This is a genomic window from Paenibacillus sp. SSG-1 (assembly GCF_002224835.1).
GTDB classification, from domain to species: Bacteria; Bacillota; Bacilli; order Paenibacillales; family Paenibacillaceae; genus Paenibacillus_AQ; species Paenibacillus_AQ favisporus.
Genome location: NZ_MBRK01000001.1, coordinates 3,611,775 through 3,630,307, shown reverse-complemented (window position 1 = coordinate 3,630,307; position 18,533 = coordinate 3,611,775). Strand labels below are relative to the sequence as shown.

General features: G+C 54.4%; 16 protein-coding genes. 14 read left to right on the top strand and 2 right to left on the bottom strand.

The window, feature by feature from the left end; all coding sequences use genetic code 11:
• Positions 1 to 999, bottom strand: coding sequence for a Gfo/Idh/MocA family protein (locus tag BCV73_RS16710; protein WP_089547971.1), 999 nt, complete (start codon positions 997 to 999; stop codon positions 1 to 3).
• 128 nt (positions 1,000 to 1,127) lie between these two features.
• Between BCV73_RS16710 and BCV73_RS16705 the strand changes: the two genes are divergently transcribed.
• On the top strand, positions 1,128 to 1,967 hold the full coding sequence (locus BCV73_RS16705; protein ID WP_089547970.1) for a helix-turn-helix transcriptional regulator: 840 nt from the start codon (positions 1,128 to 1,130) through the stop codon (positions 1,965 to 1,967).
• Between the two features lie 191 nt (positions 1,968 to 2,158).
• Here the strand turns inward: BCV73_RS16705 and BCV73_RS16700 are convergent, their stop codons facing one another.
• Positions 2,159 to 3,229 carry a LacI family DNA-binding transcriptional regulator gene (locus BCV73_RS16700; protein ID WP_089547969.1) on the bottom strand — a complete coding sequence of 357 codons (1,071 nt, stop codon included), beginning with the start codon at positions 3,227 to 3,229 and terminating at the stop codon, positions 2,159 to 2,161.
• A 320-nt stretch (positions 3,230 to 3,549) separates the two neighbouring features.
• Between BCV73_RS16700 and BCV73_RS16695 the strand changes: the two genes are divergently transcribed.
• From BCV73_RS16695 to BCV73_RS16640, 13 genes are all read left to right on the top strand, one after another.
• The gene (locus tag BCV73_RS16695; protein ID WP_089547968.1) at positions 3,550 to 4,863 is read left to right on the top strand and encodes an ABC transporter substrate-binding protein; all 1,314 of its coding nucleotides are present in this window, start codon (positions 3,550 to 3,552) and stop codon (positions 4,861 to 4,863) included.
• A gap of 14 nt (positions 4,864 to 4,877) precedes the next feature.
• A complete protein-coding gene (locus BCV73_RS16690) occupies positions 4,878 to 5,753 on the top strand; it encodes a carbohydrate ABC transporter permease (RefSeq protein WP_076171042.1) in 876 nt (291 codons plus the stop codon).
• On the top strand, positions 5,740 to 6,579 hold the full coding sequence (locus BCV73_RS16685) for a carbohydrate ABC transporter permease (RefSeq protein ID WP_076171045.1): 840 nt from the start codon (positions 5,740 to 5,742) through the stop codon (positions 6,577 to 6,579). The genes BCV73_RS16690 and BCV73_RS16685 overlap by 14 nt, the downstream gene beginning before the upstream one ends.
• A gap of 30 nt (positions 6,580 to 6,609) precedes the next feature.
• A complete protein-coding gene (locus BCV73_RS16680) occupies positions 6,610 to 8,325 on the top strand; it encodes a glycoside hydrolase family 13 protein (RefSeq protein WP_256992883.1) in 1,716 nt (571 codons plus the stop codon).
• A 50-nt stretch (positions 8,326 to 8,375) separates the two neighbouring features.
• The gene (locus BCV73_RS16675; RefSeq protein ID WP_089550287.1) at positions 8,376 to 9,275 is read left to right on the top strand and encodes an MTP-1 family protein; all 900 of its coding nucleotides are present in this window, start codon (positions 8,376 to 8,378) and stop codon (positions 9,273 to 9,275) included.
• Positions 9,276 to 9,302: 27 nt separating this feature from the next.
• Positions 9,303 to 10,376 (top strand): BtaManbiosPhlase, encoded by a 1,074-nt coding sequence (locus BCV73_RS16670; RefSeq protein WP_089547967.1) that lies wholly within the window; start codon positions 9,303 to 9,305, stop codon positions 10,374 to 10,376.
• Between the two features lie 106 nt (positions 10,377 to 10,482).
• Positions 10,483 to 13,077, top strand: coding sequence for a beta-mannosidase (locus BCV73_RS16665; RefSeq protein ID WP_089547966.1), 2,595 nt, complete (start codon positions 10,483 to 10,485; stop codon positions 13,075 to 13,077).
• A gap of 18 nt (positions 13,078 to 13,095) precedes the next feature.
• The gene (locus BCV73_RS16660) at positions 13,096 to 14,103 is read left to right on the top strand and encodes a zinc-dependent alcohol dehydrogenase family protein (RefSeq protein WP_089547965.1); all 1,008 of its coding nucleotides are present in this window, start codon (positions 13,096 to 13,098) and stop codon (positions 14,101 to 14,103) included.
• Positions 14,104 to 14,338: 235 nt separating this feature from the next.
• Complete coding sequence (locus tag BCV73_RS16655) at positions 14,339 to 15,193, top strand: hypothetical protein (protein WP_089547964.1); 855 nt, start codon at positions 14,339 to 14,341, stop codon at positions 15,191 to 15,193.
• Positions 15,147 to 15,305 carry a hypothetical protein gene (locus BCV73_RS35080; RefSeq protein WP_163876363.1) on the top strand — a complete coding sequence of 53 codons (159 nt, stop codon included), beginning with the start codon at positions 15,147 to 15,149 and terminating at the stop codon, positions 15,303 to 15,305. Before BCV73_RS16655 ends, BCV73_RS35080 begins: the two co-directional genes overlap by 47 nt.
• A gap of 252 nt (positions 15,306 to 15,557) precedes the next feature.
• Entirely contained in the window at positions 15,558 to 16,328 is a 771-nt protein-coding gene (locus BCV73_RS16650; RefSeq protein ID WP_089547963.1) for a DeoR/GlpR family DNA-binding transcription regulator, read from the top strand.
• A 144-nt stretch (positions 16,329 to 16,472) separates the two neighbouring features.
• Positions 16,473 to 17,279 carry an HAD-IIA family hydrolase gene (locus tag BCV73_RS16645; RefSeq protein WP_089547962.1) on the top strand — a complete coding sequence of 269 codons (807 nt, stop codon included), beginning with the start codon at positions 16,473 to 16,475 and terminating at the stop codon, positions 17,277 to 17,279.
• Positions 17,276 to 18,445 (top strand): sn-glycerol-1-phosphate dehydrogenase, encoded by a 1,170-nt coding sequence (locus BCV73_RS16640; RefSeq protein ID WP_089547961.1) that lies wholly within the window; start codon positions 17,276 to 17,278, stop codon positions 18,443 to 18,445. The genes BCV73_RS16645 and BCV73_RS16640 overlap by 4 nt, the downstream gene beginning before the upstream one ends.
• Positions 18,446 to 18,533: the final 88 nt, after the last annotated feature.

Below are 18,533 nucleotides of genomic sequence, written 5' to 3'. Positions count from 1 at the left end.
TTACAGCGCAACCCGGGTATGCTCGCGAGCAGACAGCAAGCAGGCGTCAATCACCTTCATGTTGTGAATCGCATCATCGGGCTGGAACTGCAGCGGCGTTTTGTTCATAATGGCCCGGGCGAGCTGATCGGCCTGCAGGCTGTATGCGTTTACATGAGGAACCTCGATTTCGCTCCGCTCCCCGCGTACGGTCAAGAAGAAGTTGCCGCTGCCCGGCGTCGGTGTAACGTAGGCTGAAGGCACCTCGATGATGCCGTCCGTGCCGAGGATTTCCAGCGGATTGCGCGACGCGGCCCACATGGCGCAGTCGAAGGTCAGTGCGACGGAGCCGTCAAATTCGATGAGGCCGGAGGCCATCATATCGACATCGTCATGCTCCGGCGAGAAGAAGGCGTTCACCGTGACGGCGATCGGTTCCTTGCCGAGCAGCAGCCGAGCCGCGTTGATCGGATAGCATCCGACGTCGTAGATCGAGCCGCCGCCCCAATCCTTGCGGTAGCGGACGTTCGTTTTGTCGCCGGCGTTGTTAAAAGTAAAGGCGCTGCGGATGCCGCGGACTTCGCCGATTTGGCCCGAGTCGATAATCTGCTTGATCTTGTCGTAACGGGGGTGGTAACGGTACATGAAGGCTTCGGACAAGTATACGCCCGCTTTGGCGGCGGCTTCAGCCATTTCGGCGGCCTCGCTTTCGGTCAGGGCCAGCGGCTTCTCGCACAGGATATGCTTGCCGGCTTCCGCCGCGCGGATTGTCCACTCTTTATGAAGATGATTCGGCAAAGGAATGTATACGACGTCGATGGACGGATCCTCAAGCAGCGCCTCGTAGCTTCCGTAAGCGACCGGAATATTCAGGTCTGCCGCCGTCTGCTTTGCTTTCTCCTCGTTCCGGCTGGCGATGGCGGCGACTTCATTCAGCTCGGACTGCTGCACCCCGGGAATGACTGAGCGCTTGGCGATGCCCGCGCAGCCCAGTACGCCCCATTTCAATTTCTGGCTCATGTTCGTGTATCATCTCCTCAAGAAGCTTATTTATGATTATATTGCGATTATAGAAGATTGTATTTAAAATTAATATAATACGATTTTGCAATGCATTATAACAATATTGTCATTTGGGGTGAGGACAGGTGAAGCGTCAAAGCCATTTGCTGACCCTTCCGTCGATGCCGTTTTTCTGTTTTCCCGAATCGGTCGGTTTTTACCGGAACGATCCGGGTCACAGCGTATTCCGGGAGGCGGGGGCCTTGAACAATTTCAACATTCATTACGTGGCTGCGGGCAGAGGGTACGTGGAAGTGGAGGATGTGGTCTATGAGCTGGGGCCGGGAGAGGCCGTGCTGTATTTTCCCATGCAGCGCCAGCGGTACTACAGCAGCGAGGAAGACCCGTGGGATATCCGCTGGTTTCACTTCTACGGGAGCGGTCTGCAGGATTATTTGATCGAACGCGGTCTGCATCACAGCCTCTTATGGACGATCCGCCAATCGGCTTCGTTTGAGCAGGCGCACGAAAATCTGCTGCAGGAGGCGGAAGAGCACCGGATGCTCCACCCGGTCCGGCTCTCGACACTTACTTACGCGCTGCTGGCCGAGTTTATCGAGCATGCCACCCCGTTGTCTCCGGTCAAATCGAACAATTCGGGCAGCCGGATCCTGGAGCTGCTTCCGGTCATGCAGCAGGAGGCGGTCAAGCCGTTCATCCTGGAGGATTGGGCGGGCAGACTTGGCATATCCACCTACTACTTCTGCAAGCTGTTCCGCAGCGTAACCGAGATGACGCCGATGGAGTTCATCACCCGCTGCCGCCTGCAGATGGCGAAGCAGTGGCTGCTCGAGCGAAAGAGTGCGACGATCGGGCAGATCGCAGAGGACGCGGGTTATCCAAGCGTGAGCTATTTCAACAAGCGTTTTATGGAGCATGAGGGGATGACGCCCTCGGCTTACCGGCGGTTATACGGAGGGGCGTAAGCGTAGGGGATCGTTCGGCGGTAATCTGCGGGGATAACATTTGTCCCATAATTGAGGTCCTTCCTGTCACCTGACCGAATACCACCGTTACTCCTAGCAATTTTAAAAAGTACAGTAATAAAGCCGGTCCCTCGCAAGTAGAGGGACCGGCTTTTTTGCTTTGATTTCAGTTCTTCGCTGCCTTTTTACGGTTATTTCTCGTTCCTGTTCGCTGTTTCATGACCCTCCAGCTTCTCCATACCAGCGCTTGGCGCTGGACCGCTGGACCCCCGCTTCAGCAGTTTGGTGGGCAAGAGCAGTTCGGTATACGGATGCTCGGGATGATCCATCCGCCAGAACAGCTGCTCCACGGCCTTGCGTCCGTACAGCTTCAGGTCCACATCCATCGTCGTAATTTGGGGCGTGGACACCTGGGACAAATAACCGTTGTCGAAGCTGACGACGGAGACGTCCTCCGGCACGCTGTAACCCGATTGCTGCAGGGCCGAATTCAGGTAAAAGCCGAGCCCGTCGTTGACGCAGAACCAAGCCGTTGGGAGCTGTGGTAGCGTTTTTATTTTTTGCAAAATATAATCCGTGTTTTCTACGGCATCCTTGATTACCCATGGCTCGTGGATCTCCAGCCCGAAGTCGTTCATCGCCAGTACGTATCCTTCCCAGCGCTCGTAATAACTTGGCGAAAACGAAGTGTTGGCCAGCAGGCCGATCTTTCGATGTCCCAGCTCTGTCAAGTGACGGACGGCCTCATAAGCGCTAAACCGGTTATTGGTTAAAATGCAGTCAGCATGGATAGAGGGATGGTGATGGTCGATGAGGACCGTCGGTTTACCCATGTTTGTAATGGTATTGATATAGTCAGTTGTAATGTGAGACAGAATGAGGATGCCGTCCACGGATTGATTGAGCAGAAACGAAGGGAGAGCCAGCTTATCAGCCGACTGCTTGCTGACCGATTGGATCAGAAGATTTTTTCCCCTGCGCACCGTTTCCCGTTCGATACTCAAATAAATTTCACCAAAGAAGCTTTTCATAGAAAAGGCAAAATCAGAAGCGATCAGCGCAATATTTCCGGTCTGTTCCAGCTCGCCGGAGCGGCGCTTACGGCTTTGGGAATACACATATCCCATCCGGTGTGCCGTTTCGAGGATCAGCTTCCGCGTATCTTCGCTGACCCCGTCTTTTCCCGACAGCGCCTGGGACACGGAATTCTTCGATATATTCAGCTGCTCCGCAATATCCTGCATGGTTACTTTATCCTTCATATGACACCTCAATCTTTGTTTTGCCTGCATAATTGGAGTTCTTTCTAAGAAACTTAAAAAGAAGCCTGCCTTACAATAAATCACATTACGATAAATTGTAACGTTACAAGTTCTATAAGTAAAGAGCCTTTATATAAAAAGATTATTCTGTCTTTAATAAAGTGTTGACAAGGTTTTTGTAATGCACAATAATAGGGTTACACAAACGCTTACAAAATATTGAGTAATCTTAATTTGTAACGTTACAAAATAATGTTTCGAGTCTTTGGAATGATGCTTTCAATCTTTCGAGACAATTTTTTGAGGAGGTCAACGATTCGATGAAAAGAAAAATGCTCGGACTTCTGGCTTTGGTGTTGGTGTTATCCTCCATGCTCGCCGCCTGCGGATCCAAAAAGCAAAGCGCAACGACAGCGGATGGTGTGACGACCATTGAGTTTTGGGCGGCAGCCAATCCGACGCAGCAAGCCTTCTGGGAGAAGATGGCCAAGGCGTACGAACAGACCAATTCCAAAGTGAAAATCAACGTCAGCGTCATCAAGGAATCTCCAAGCTCCGAGGCCAGCATTCAGGCTGCGATTGCCGGGGGAAGCGCTCCGACCATTTCGGAAAACATCAACCGCGGTTTTGCCGCCCAGCTTGCAAACAGCAAGGCATTGGTGCCGCTTGATACGCTAAGCGGATTTAACGATATCGTCACCACCCGTAATATGAAAAATACGATTGAACCATGGAAATTCGCCGACGGGCATCAATACGTGCTCCCAATTTACTCCAATGCGATGCTGTTCGGCTGGCGCCTGGACCTGCTGAAGGAACTGGGGTACAACGAGCCGCCTAAAACGTACAGCGAAGCGCTTGAAGTGAATAAGAAGCTGAAAGCGAAATATCCGGACAAATACTTCTGGGCCAAAGCGGACCTCGCCGATCCGACGGCATGGAAGAGATGGTTTGACTTCTTCATGCTGTATAACGCGGCTTCCGGCGGCAACAAATTCATTGAAGGCAACAAGTTTGTCGGGGATGAGAAGGCGGGCGTCGAAACGCTGAAGTTTATTGACGATCTCCGCAAGGACAAGGGCATCCTGGCGCAAAACGTACAGGATCCGTTCGAGACGGGCACAAGCCTGTTTATCGACCTCGGTCCTTGGACCTTTACGAACTGGGCCGAGAAGTTCCCGGACATGAAATACAACCAGAACTATACGCTGAGCATGCCTCCGGTACCAGACGGCGTAGACCCGAAAGATTCCAAAACGTTTGCCGATACGAAGGGGCTTGTGATCTATGCGTCGGCCACCAAGGAGCAGCAGCAGGCGGCGATGGATTTTGTGAAGTGGGTCTATTCGGATGCGAAGAACGACGCCCAGTGGTTTGATGAAACGAAGCTGCCGCCGGCTCGCGACGACCTGACCACCAACAAATCCTTCAAGGCGATTTTGGACAAAAACCCGGAACTGAAGCCTTATGCCGAAAATGTGCCGAATGCGGTGCCGCCGATGGATAATCCGAAATATAACGATCTGCAGACCTTTATTGGACAAGAAGCCTGGAATAAAGTCGTCCGCGGGGAGATCGATCCGGCAGCCGGATGGGCGAACATGAAGAAAGCCATTGAAGGGGAACTTCAATAAAAGGAGTCTTCTAAATGAAAGAAAACAATAACCGGTTGGGCTGGCTGTTCGCCAGTCCCTACCTGATTTACTCTCTCGTGTTTTTCCTGATTCCGCTCGTGTGGTCTTTTTATTTGTCTTTTACGAACTGGGATCTGATCGCTCCCGAATATGACTTTGTCGGCTTTGACAATTTTGCCAAGGCGCTCAAATCGCCCGGCGTGCACGCCGCGTTTTGGGTGACATACAAGTTCATGATGGTGTTTGTGCCGCTAGTGATCGTGCTGTCGCTCGTCGTTTCGGTTCTGGTGCACAGTCTTCCGCGTTTGAAAAGCTTGTTTCTCATCGGCTTTTTCCTGCCGTACCTGTCTTCCGGCGTCGTATCGGCGCTGATTGTAAAAGGTTTGCTGTCTTTCAACAGCCCGGTCAACACGGCGCTGCGCAAAATCGGCATTAACATCGACTGGCTGGGGACTTCCTGGTCGGCACTCCTGATCGTCGGCATGATTATGGCTTGGAAATTTACCGGGTACTACGCGCTCATTCTGACGTCGGGCCTGGAAAGCATAGATCACGAAGTATACGAAGCGGCTGCCATCGACGGAGTTACCGGCCGGCAGCGCTTCTGGAAAATTACGCTTCCGCTGCTGTACCCTGCGCTCTATACGACGCTGATTCTCGCTTTCGGCGTCACCTTCGGCATCTTCACCGAGGTATACCAGCTGACAGGCGGAGGTCCAAACAATGCCACCAATACGTGGCAGATGGAAATTTACAGCCAGGCGTTCAAAAATCTGCAGGCCGGTTATGCGTCTGCGGTGGCGCTGCTCGCCTCGGTAGCTACCTTTATTTCGATCTTTATCATCCGGAAACTGCTAGAAAAGTGGGGTGCGCGAAATGGTTGGGTCTAAACGCAGCCGCAAGTCCAGTCTGGCCATCCGCTATATCATCGCAGGAGTTTTGCTGCTCGTGATGGTGTATCCGTATTTGTACATGGTGCTGAATTCGTTTGCCGACTGGACACAGGTGGATCGGAAGCTGATTCCGAGCTCGTATACGCTGAAGTCGTACACCTGGCTGTTTACAGGCGGCGAGACGGGAATCACGCGGCCTTGGCTGGGCGCTTTTGTAAACAGTATCATCGTGTCGCTGCTGTCGACCTTCCTCATGATGATGTTCGGGGTGATGGTCGCTTATGCCCTTTCGAAGCTGAAATGGCGCGGCAGGGATACCGTCAACAACTTCATTTTGTTCCATATGTTTTTTCCGGCCATCATTCTGCTGATTCCGAGCTTTCTCATTATTCAAAAGCTGGGCTGGTACGACACCTATTGGGCGCTGATCATTCCGAAAGGGGTCAGCCTGTGGGCGATCTTCATGTACACGAACTTCTTCAAGGCGGTGCCATCCGTCTTTATTGAAGCGGCCAAGCTGGACGGAGCAAGGGATTTTCAAATTTTGTACAAAATCATGATGCCGATGTCCAAGTCCATCACCAGCGTCGTCTTTCTGTTCCTCTTGATGGAGCGCTGGACCGAGCTGCTGTGGGATATGATCATGGTTCGCAGCGACGGGATGCTGACGCTGAACGTCCTGCTTTCGCAGATGTTCGGTCCGTACGGATCGTATCCGGGTCCGCTGTACGCGGGATCGGTGCTGCTGTCCCTGCCGATCATCATCCTGTTCATCATCTTCGGCAAAAACTTCCAGAAGGGCATGCAGGTCAGCTTGAAATAAGCCCTGCGCGATAGGAAGGAGCGGATCTCCATGGGAGAGAAGACGGTGGCTGCAGAGACACCCTGGTGGAAAAGCAGCGTTTTTTATGAAATCTACATGCCAAGCTTTTGTGACGGCAACGGGGATGGCACCGGCGATTTCCAGGGATTGACCTCCAAGCTGGATTACTTGCGGGAACTTGGAATCGGGGGCATCTGGCTGACCCCGTTTTATCCTTCGCCGCGCGTAGATAACGGCTATGACATCTCGGATTATTACGGGGTGGATCCGGTGTTCGGAACGCTGGATGACTTTGACCATTTCGTCCGGGAAGCCCACCGCCGCGGCATTCGCGTGATCGCTGATCTGGTGCTGAATCATACATCCGCTGAGCATCCCTGGTTCATGGAGTCCCGGTCATCACGGACGAGTCCAAAGCGGGATTGGTACATCTGGAAGGATGCCGTGGATGGCGGCACACCGAACCATTGGGAGTCCTTTTTCGGAGGGACGGCATGGGAATGGGATGAGGCGACCGGGCAGTATTATTACCATGCCTTCGCCAAAGAGCAGGTGGATCTCAACTGGGCGAATCCCGAGGTCAGGGAGGCCATGAAGGAAGTGATGTCGTTTTGGCTCGGCCGCGGGATTGACGGTTTCCGGCTGGACGTCATTAATTTCCTGAAGGTGTCCGGGCAGTTTAAGGAAAACCCGGTCACGGCGGATGGCGAACAGGATCACCGGTTCGACCAAAATCAGGAGGGCATTGTGGAGGCCATTCGCGATATTTGCGAATTCGCACGATCTCAGAACAAAGATGTATTGATGGTAGGCGAAGTCGGTTCCGAGGATATGGAGGTGCTGCGCCGATACAGCGGCGGAGACCTGCTGGACGTGGTGTTTAATTTTAACCTGGGCAGCCGCAAGGAACTGAAGGTCCATGAGATGTTTACCGAGCTTGTTCGGATGGAGGAGCTTCACCGGCCGGAGCAGGTGCCGACGATTTTCTTCAGCAGCCATGACATGCCGCGGCATTATAGCCGCTTTTCTTCTGGAGACGATTCCGTGGACCTGTGCACCGCCAAGCTGATGGCTGCATTGCTGCTGACCGCCAAAGGCGTTCCCTTTATTTATTACGGTGATGAAATCGGCATGCGGGACTTCGTGCCGGCGGACATCGGGCAAATGCGCGATATTCAGGGGCTGACCGCATACCGGATGGCAATGGAATCGGGGATGACCGAGGCCGATGCGCTTGCCGCCGCCATCCTCCGAAGCCGGGATCACTCCAGAACGCCGATGCAGTGGGATGGGAGCCGTTACGGCGGATTTTCACTTCACGGATCGTGGATACCCCTCGGCCCGTCGTCCCGGCAGGTTCACGTCCAGAAGCAGTGGGGGAGCAAGCACTCACTGCTGGAATTTTACCGCTCCCTCATCCGGCTGCGTGGTAAGCATAAGGCACTTCAAACGGGGAAGTACACCTTTTTGAAGCGGGAAGGGGAGTGTATTTACTATGGCCGTCAATCGGAGGAGGAAGAGATTTGGGTTGCGCTTAATTTCGGGGACCGGCCGTGCGATTTGAGCCATTTGGCTGCCGACGCGGCTGTGTACCGGTTACTGCTGACCAGCAAAGAAACGTCCGCGGATCAGAATCGCCGTCATTCACTGGTTATTGATTCCTTTGAGGCTGCGGTCTGGGCAACAACACGAACCATAACATCCAATGAATTTAACTTCGACCAGGTAGGGGGATCATCGTGTTAAACGTGAACAAAACGGAAGTAAAAACATGCCGCGTGCTGCTGGAACAGTACATGGAGGGGCGGGAGAGAACCGCTCCTGCTCACAAGGCGGAGAAGCTGGTTTTTGCCGGCGTCGGAGACCGCGATGTATACAACATCACGGCTCCGTTCGAGGATGAGGGGCGGACCGTCATCGCGGGCCGGGTGGAATCCCGCGACAGTGAGCATTCCCAGGTCGTGTTCTTCGTGGAAAACGACGGTGCTTGGGTGCCGCTTGAAGGAGCGCCGGTGCTCGAACTGCAGGACCCGTTTCATACCCGGATCGGCGGAGAGCTGATCATGGGCGGAGTTCAGATTTACCCACACCCGGAGAAAGAGGGAGCGCTCATGTGGCGCACGGCATTTTACCGGGGCGGCCGCATCGCGGATTTAAAGCTGTTTTTCACCGGTCCGGACGGTATGAAGGATCTGCGGCTCACCGGACTTCCGGACGGCGGGATCGGCGTATTCACCCGCCCGCAGGGCGATAAAGGCGGGCGCGGCCAGATCGGTTATTTCCAGGCCGCATCACTGGACGACTTGACTGTACAGGCGATTGAGGAAGCCCCGCTCCTGGAAGGCCAGTTTATCCCCGAAGAATGGGGAGGGGCCAATGAAATCCACGTGCTGAGCAACGGCCTTCTCGGCGTGCTGGGACATACGGCCTGTTACGATGCCGAAGGCGATCGTCATTATTATCCCATGATTTTTGTACTCGATCCGCAGACGGCTGCGTTTTCCGATATGATGCTGATTGCGGTGCGGGCCGATTTTCTGCCAGGTCCGGCCAAGCGTGAAGACCTTCAGGACGTTGTGTTCAGCGGCGGCATCCTGCGCCGGGGCGACGGGACGGCGGTCTTGTATGCGGGAACAAGCGATGCGGAGGCACAGCGTCTGATCATAGCCGATCCTTTTGCGAGATTCGAATCCTAGTTAATACCATGAAGGAGCTTGATCCGAATGAACATTTATCGATATCCTGAAAATCCTTTAATCACCCCTGCCGACGTCAAGCCTCATCGCGATGGCTTTGAGGTGATCGGTGCATTTAATGCCGGCATCGCCGAGTATCAAGGGGAAACACTGATGCTGCTGCGTGTGGCGGAGCGTCCGGTCAGCGGCGATCCGAACGTCGTCATCGCCCCTGTATTCAATGCGAAGCATGGTGATCTTGAACTGATTCCTTTCCGCAAAGACGATGACCGGTACGATTTCTCCGACCCGCGGGTGATCCGCAATAAATCCAAAAACGGCACGTTTGAGTATTTGACGTCCCTTTCTTATATCCGAATCGCCCGCAGCAGGGACGGCCACCACTTCACGGTGGACGATCAGCCGTTCATTTATCCGTCCAACGAACAGGAAGCGTTCGGCATCGAGGATCCGCGGGTCACGCAGATCGGCGATACTTACTACATTTATTTTTCCGTCGTGTCTCCCGTAGGGATCGGAGAATCGCTCGTGTCGACCACCGACTTTGTGACGACCCGGCATCACGGCATGATCTTTGGTCCGGACAATAAGGACGTGCTCATTTTCCCGGAAAAGATCAACGGCAAATATTACGCTCTCCATCGCCCGACCATGAAAAGCATCGGAAATCCGGAAATCTGGATCGCGGAATCCGACAATTTGCTCTATTGGGGCAATCATAAGCATCTGCTCGGCCTCCGGGACGGGATGTGGGACAGCGGCCGGATCGGCGGCGGCGCCGTGCCGTTCAAGACCGACAAAGGCTGGCTTGAGCTGTATCACGGAGCGACATCGGATCACCGCTACTGCATGGGCGCCGTGCTTCTCGATCTGAACGATCCGACGCGGGTGATCGCCCGATCCGGGAAGCCAGTGATGGAGCCTGAGGCGGAATATGAAAAGCAGGGCTTTTTTGGGGACGTGGTGTTTTCCTGCGGCGCCGTCATTGACGGTGACACGGTGAAAATGTTCTATGGCGTTGCGGACACCTCCATGGCCTGTGCGGAGCTCAGCGTGAAGGAAATATTGGACAGCCTCGAATACCTCGAAGCCAAAGTTTAGGATCGGGACACGGAACGCCAAAACAAATCATTGTTTTGGCGTTCTATTACATCAGGCCCGGACGAGCCGGTTCGGCTTGCAGCAAGGGCGAAGTGAGGGGAACAGCATGATCATCAAAGACCATTGGAAGCTGCGGGATTTCAGGGAAGGGGAGGCGAAGGATCTTGAAGTGGCCTCGCCGCTGTATGACGATTATTTTTGGATGTCGGCGGAGGTGCCGGGCGACGTCCATACGACGCTGATGCGCCACGGGCTGATCGACGATCCGTTCTATGGGCACAACGACCAGAAGTGCCGGTGGGTGGAGGAGCGGATCTGGTGGTACCGGACCGTTTTTACACTGGACGAGGCGCCGCGGCCGGACGACAAAATGCTGCTGGTGTTCGAAGGGCTGGACACCTTTGCGACCGTGTATTTGAACGGTGCGGAGCTTGGTTCCACGGACAACATGTTTATCAGCCATACGTTCGAAGTCAGCCGCGAGCTGAAGCCGGGCAAAAATGTCATCGCCGTCAAATTTGACCCGGTCCATGCGAAAGTGGGCGGGAAGGCCGTCTCCACGTTCTGGTCCGGTTTTAGCAAGGAACGGGTCTGGACCCGTAAAAACCAAAGCCATTTCGGCTGGGATTGGGGACCACGGCTCCTGTGCGCGGGAATCTGGAAGGAAGTCCGGCTCGAGAAATACGATGCTGCCAGAATAGAGCATGTCTATGCTCGGACGGCGGAGGTTGGCGAGATGAAGGCGCTGGTTGATATTTCGGTGGAATTGACTTCATGGGACCGCCTCAAAACATACAGTGTTCTTGTTCAGCTGCTCGACGGGGAGAGCGGGGAGGTGGCGGCTGCAGAGACGTTGGAGATAAGCGGAACCGCCGGCAGCGGGCTGTCCGGATTGGCCGGCGGCATAAGCCTGGCGGGCGAAACGAAACTTCGCGTATCGAAGCCCAAGCTGTGGTGGACCCATGATCTCGGCACGCCCCATTTATATGAGCTGCGGATTTCGGTGCATGCGGACGGGATCACCATGGACAAGCGCAGCCAGAAGCTGGGGATACGCACGCTGGAGCTGAAGCAGCGGGATGCCGATGGCAAACCGGCCTTCACTTTTATGCTGAACGGCGTTCGTGTCTTTGCCAAAGGAGCCAACTGGATCCCGATCGACAGCTTTATCGGCGCGGTGCCGGATGTCCGTTATTCCCGCCTGATGGACATGGCGAAGGCAGCGAACATGAACATGCTCCGGGTCTGGGGAGGGGGCATTTACGAGCGGGATATTTTCTATGATGAATGTGACCGCCTGGGAATTTTGGTATGGCAGGACTTTATGTTTGCCTGTGCCCTGTATCCCGACTATAACCGCAATTTTATGGATAACGTCGCGGAAGAAGTGCAGCAGGTCGTCAAGCGGCTGCGCAGCCGGACATGCCTGGCCCTATGGTGCGGCAATAACGAAAATGACTGGCTGTATGAGGCGCTTCATGCGAGCGGAGACATTCCGCATCCTTTTTACGGCGAGAAAATCAATCATGAACTGATGCCTGCGCTTCTGGAGCAGCTGGATCCTTCCCGGACATTCTGGCCGAGCTCACCTTACGGAGGGAACGACCATAATTCCCGTGAGGAAGGGGACACGCATAACTGGCAGGTCTGGCACGGCAATATTGAGCCGAGGGTATTCGGCGAGCCCCAGCTTCAGGACTACAGTGTGGAAGGGTTGTCGTTCAAGAAATTCAAGGAGGACCGCACGAAGTTCGCCAGCGAGTTCGGCATGCATGCTTCCGCCAATTTGTACACGCTGCAGCGGAACGTGCCGCAGACGGAGCTGGTGCTTGGCAGTGCGGAAATGATGAACCGCAACAAGGATATCAATCATCTCAAGGGCGTTATGCTGATGGAGGGATACACCGGGATTCCGGGCAACTTGGAGGAATACATCCATTTTTCCATGCTCACACAGGCCGAAGGCCTCAAATACGGTATCGAGCATTACCGAAGAAACAAGCCGGAGACGAGCGGGGCGTTATTCTGGCAGTTCAACGACTGCTGGCCCGGCACCAGCTGGTCCGTCATCGACTATTACGGTCTGCCGAAAGCGGCTTACCATTACGCCCGCAAGTTTTATCATCCGCTGCTGTTGACGGCAGAGTATACGCCCGGGGATGCGGAACTCGTGCTGTGGGGCGTGAACGATACGCGGGAAACTGTTTCCAAGACGGCGGAGCTGGTTGTCTGCGGCATGGACGGCCGTCAGGCATATGTCCGGACGTTCGCTGCAGAGATTGAGGCATGCGGGAAACAGCGCATCGCAGTGGTGAAGCTGGACGACCTGCTTCAAGGTCTCGACGCCGCTGAAGCCGTCTGCGTCGTGCGCTGGATGGACGGCTGCGGGGAAGACAACTTTTATTATTTTTGCGACCATAAAGATATGAACTTCCGGCCCGTTAACTTGAACGTTCAGGTGAACCCCGAGGAAGGAAGCGTAACGGTATCCTCCGACTATGCCGCCCGAATGGTAAGGCTTGAGATGGACGAAGCCTGGCTGGATTGGGAGGATAATTATTTCGACCTGCTGCCGGGACAGACGCGAATTATCCATGTCGGACAGAAGGAAGACAAGGGGATTCCGTGGAATACCTTGAAGGTATCGGCATTAAACGGTGCGTCGGTCGCGATGAATGGAAGACAGCCGGTTACGAAATGAGGAAGGGGAGAATTGGCGATGAGAGCTGCAGTGCTTGTGGAGCAGGAACAGATGGATGTTAAGGAGCTAGAGGCCCCGGAGGCTGGCACCGGCGAGGTGCTGATTCGGGTGCGCAGCTGCGGCATTTGCGGAACGGACCAGCACATTTACCACGGCCATCCGGGTTCGGCGGAAGTGCATCCGCCAATCGTACTTGGTCATGAGCTGTCCGGCGAGGTGGTGGCGGTCGGGCAGGGCGTAAGCAGCTTAAAGGAAGGGGACCGGGTTTCGGTCGATCCGAATATTTACTGCGGAAGCTGCGAATTCTGCCGCAGCGGCAGGCTTCACCTATGCGACCGGCTGCAGGCGGTCGGCGTAACGCGGGACGGGGGCATGGCCGAATGCTGCCTCGTGCCAGCGGAAAATTGTTATATTATCCCGGACGCGATGAGCTATGAAGAAGCAGCTCTGCTTGAACCGCTCGGCTGCGTGCTGCACGGTTTCCGCAAGCTCGATATCCGGCCGCAGCATCAGGTGCTGATCATCGGCGGCGGATTTATCGGGCAGATCTTCCTGCAGCTTGTTCGCGAATGCGGCGTTTCGCGGATTACGGTCAGCGAACCGGCATCCTATAAGCATGAGATGCTGCGCAGCTTGGGGGCGGATTCGGTCGTATCGCCACTCGATCGGGATACCGCGGACGCGCTTGCTTCCAGTGCCGATGTCGTGATCGAATGCGTCGGGCGGACGGATTCGGTACAGACGGCCGTTCGCGCCGCCCGCAAGGGAGGACAGGTGCTGCTGTTTGGCGTGGCTGCTCCGGATGCGGAGGCCGCCATCCGTCCTTTCGACATTTTTTCGAAGGAGCTGCGGATCATGGGTTCGTTCATCAACCCGTTCACCCACACGGATGCGATCCAGCTGGTATCCCGAGGCAAAGTCCGGCTCGCTCCTCTCATCAGCCACCGCTTCACACTGGAGCAGCTGCCGGATGTGATGCGGAATTACCCTCAGCGGGGGGTCAGCAAAGGCATCGTTCAAATCTAAAAGGTGAAAGCAGGTTAGCCGGAATAGACACTGATAGAATCGGTGTCTATTTTTCCATTTTTGGGTAATCTATGATTGTTATCGCCTAAAATTGATTTATTGACTGAAAAAAGAAAGATTACCAGCTTTGACCAAGCATTTTTGGTCATTTTTTCACGAACTAACATAATTGACCGTCCGTTAATTTAACTATATACTTCTTATAATATAAAGATTAGCGAAGGAGGAAATCGGATTGGAAGACAGATCCATGACCGTAAAGATTGAGATAGATACGCTGGTAACGATGCTGAAAATGGCCTTCTCCTTTGAGAATTGGGATAACATGATTAAAATTTCTACCGAGCTTTATGAGTCCGCTTACGAGATGTATGTCGAACAAAAGGAACGGAATCGCCGGCTTCAGGTTACGGAACGCCCGATCGTCTATTATTTCGGGTACAGCCATCTCATGAAGGGGCTTGCCTACCAAAAGAAGAAAATGTACCAAGAGGCAAAACAGTGCATAGCCAACTATGAAGATCTAAGCTACATGTCTGACGGTTCTCCTGCCAACAATCAGGCTGTCGAAAACTTCCGTTTTTTCGCAAGAGCCAATATGTTTACGCTTAACATTCTTTCAGGGAATTTGGACTGCCTGGAGGATTATTCAGCGTTTATACAGGAAAATCCATCCGAAACTCTCCCTGGACTAATCACGATTTTAGAGGCAGCAAATATACATAACTATGACGTCGATCATATCCTGGATATTCTTGTCGTCGAAGATTCGCAGCTTATTCCGATTGACCAAAATCCTGTAGATCTCTCCTATTATATTTCTTTTTTGTATTTGCTGGCGGTTTATAGATTTAAAAAAGAAAATCACGCAGAAGCGCTCGATAGGACTTTACAAGCTTTGACATTATCTGATAAACTTGAAGATGACAAAATTTTCAAAAAATGCGTCGCCTTATTCGAATCTTTCAGATCTCATGCTTCACAGTCTCAACTAGAATCGTACTCGTCTATCCAAAAAAACATTCTCAAAGGAGCGATTGAAGATGAAGAAGGTATTGTTTTCGACGGTAGTAGCATTAGGACTATTTAGTGTTAGTCTGCTGACGGCATCCGCCTTTACGACGCTGAACCACGGTGCCAACTATGATACGGCCAACCATGGAGCCAACTATTCGATCCAGAACCACGGTGCAAACTATTAATCGGTTTTGCTAGCGGAGGTTAAGATACTTTATAGACGATTTTGAAGAACAGCCCGACAGCTTGTTGGGCTGTTTTTTTGTTCCCCTTATGCCTATTTGTGTCGAAAGTGGTCTCCGAGCTGTTGAACGATGGAAGGGATCGAATGCAGACGGCCTGATGGCCTGACGGTCTTATGCTTCTGCTTGAATTGGCGTTTGTTGTTATATCTTGTCATTTGTATTTATAATGAAGAAAAACGGTTGGAGGTTACTATGTTTGCAACCCAGCGAAGAGAAAAAATACTGGAGGCGCTTCAACGCGACAAGCAAATTGTGGTGAAGCAGCTGGCTCGCGAGCTGCAGGTGTCTGAGGGGACCCTGCGGACGGATTTGCGGATGCTGGAAGAAGAGGGTGTCCTGGAGCGTACCCACGGCGGAGCGGTTCCGGCGAGGACCAAACCGGTGCCGGCCGAGCCCCGGTATCCGAGCCGCAGCGAGCTGAACTACGAGGAGAAGCGGGCGATCGGGACAAAGGCTGCCGAACTCGTAACCCGGGGCCAATGCATTATTCTGGATGCCAGCTCCAGCGTGCTGGAGCTGGCGAAGGCGCTGGTGGAGCATGATTATCTCACCGTCGTGACGAATGGACTGGAGGCTGCCACCATCCTGAACCAGAATCCGCGGATCAACGTCATTTTGATCGGCGGGATCCTCCGCTCCGGCTCCAAAACGATCGAGGGGGTTCTGGGAAAAAGCATTTTGGAAGGGATTCATTCCGACCTGTTCTTTACTTCGGCGGAGGGGCTGAGCGTCAGGGAAGGCATGACCGATTTCAGCCTGTACGAGGCGGAGCTGAAGAAGCTGATGATAGCGAGCTCGAGCAAAACGGTTGCGCTGGTGGACCACACCAAGCTGGGCCGGCGGTCGATCGCCACATCCGCCAAAATGGAGGACATCGACGTGCTCATCACCGATGAAGGGGCAGACCCGGAGTTTCTGCGTCAGCTGGGTACGACGGAAGTGTTGATCGCTCCCTATTTATAATACGCGGCCCGTGATCGTGTCTGACTGAATTTAAATCGTCATATATTGCCATTTAAAAACGTTCACAAAAGCAAACAATCGTTGACAAACGCAGACAATCACAGGGAGAATGAACATATAAGAACACGGCGGGAGGATCTGAAAATGAGTTTGGAAACGGTGGACGGTTTTATTATCGATTTGGACGGGACGGTATACCGGGGGGCGCAAGCCATTCCGGGGGCCAAGGAGAGCATTGCGCTGCTCCGATCGCAGGGCAAGCGGATGGTTTTCCTCAGCAACCGTGGGAACATTTCACGGGCGATGTGCCATCAGAAGCTTCTTTCCATGGGGATCGACGTGCCTGCGGAAGAGATTCTGCTTACTTCCACGGTAACAGCGCGGTACCTTCAGCAGCACCACTCTGGAAGCCAGGCTTGGGTGCTGGGGCCGGACGGACTGCGGGATGAACTGGTACTGGCCGGCATCGGTCTGGCTGAGAGACCCGAGAATGCCGACTGGCTCGTCATCACGCTGCACGAGGAGCTGACTTATGCGGAGCTGAATCAGGCGTTCCGGGCCGTGCGCAACGGCGCCCGCATCATCGCGACCAATGACGATAAATCGTTCCCCGGGGATGACGGGGAGTGCATCGACGTCGGCGGCATGATCGCCGCCATCGTCGCGACGGCGGGCCAAGAGGTCGAAGTGGTCATCGGCAAGCCGTCGGCCTTGATGGCCGAAGCGGCTTTACAGGTGCTCGGACTGCCGCCGCAGCAGTGCTTGGTGATCGGGGACAGCCTGGGCTCGGACATCCAGCTCGGCCGCCGGGCAGGCATCCGCACCGCGCTGGTGCTGAGCGGATCGGCAACAAGGCGGGATGCGGAGACGGCCGCAGAAGGCCCGGACATGGTCTGGGAGTCGCTGGCCGAGCTTCAGCATCTCTTGAAGGGAAAGGAAGGAATCAAATGACGGATTGGTTGAAGGATATCAGGGAAGCGGCGGGACGTATGGATGACGCGAATGAGCGCCTCGCCGACATTTGTCCGGTCGTGCTGGAAAGCGGTGCGATCCGGAAGGCGGGCGCATTTTTACAAGACCAGGATTACCGCCGCGTCATCGTCACGGCTGACAAGAACACCTTTGCAGCCGCCGGCGAACAGCTGATGGAATCCGTTACGGAAGCAGGGGTTAACGCAAGCGTTACGTTCATTTCCCCTGATGAGCAGGGCGATGTCATCGCCGACGAGCGGTCGATTGTGCAGCTGCTGCTTGACGTGAAATCCACTAAGGCGGATGCGGTGGTTGCGCTCGGATCCGGAACGCTGCACGACGTATCGAGATTTGCCGCATACTCGGCAGGTATCCCGTTTGTATCCGTGCCGACCGCCCCATCGGTGGACGGATTTAATTCCAAGGGAGCGCCGCTCATTATCCGCGGCGAGAAAATCACGATTCAATCGATCGGCCCGGCGGCGATTTTCGCCGACCTGGATATTTTGACGGCTGCGCCGCGGACGATGGTCGCCGCCGGCTTCGGGGACATGCTGGGCAAATGCACGTCGCTGTTTGATTGGACATTCGGGAGTCTGACCGCGGATGAGCCTTATTCCGAAATTGTGGCGGAGATGACGACCAAAGCGCTGCAGCAGTGTGTGGATCACATCGACGCGATCGCGGACCGCACGCCGGAAGGAATCCGGGTGCTGACGCAAGCTTTGATCGAGTCCGGTTTTGCCATGCTGCTGTTCGGCCAGTCGCACCCGGCTTCCGGAGCGGAGCACCATTTGTCCCATTATTGGGAAATGGCGTTTTTACGTGAAGGCAGAAGGGCGGTACTGCATGGGGCCAAGGTCGGCGTCGCCTGTGCGGAAATTTCGCAGCTGTACCACCGGCTGGACACGGAAAATTCCCTGCCGGTTGCTGAGGAGCAGTTGGAACGCGTCCGCGCGGAGCTGGCCAAGGTGCCGTCACCGGATACGCTGCGGGCCTGGCTGCGCAAGGTTGGCGGCCCCGCTTCTATTCAGGAGCTGGACATCGATCCGGAGCTGCTGAAGCGGAGCCTCGCGGAGGCCGACCAGATCCGTCCGAACCGCCATACCCTGCTGCGGGCGGTGAACGATCAGCGGCGAACGTGATTTCGATGGGAAAACGCTGCAGCGATCACGGTCGGGTGAAAAAAACGCGTGAATAATTGACTATACTTAAATGGGGGCCGCCGGTATG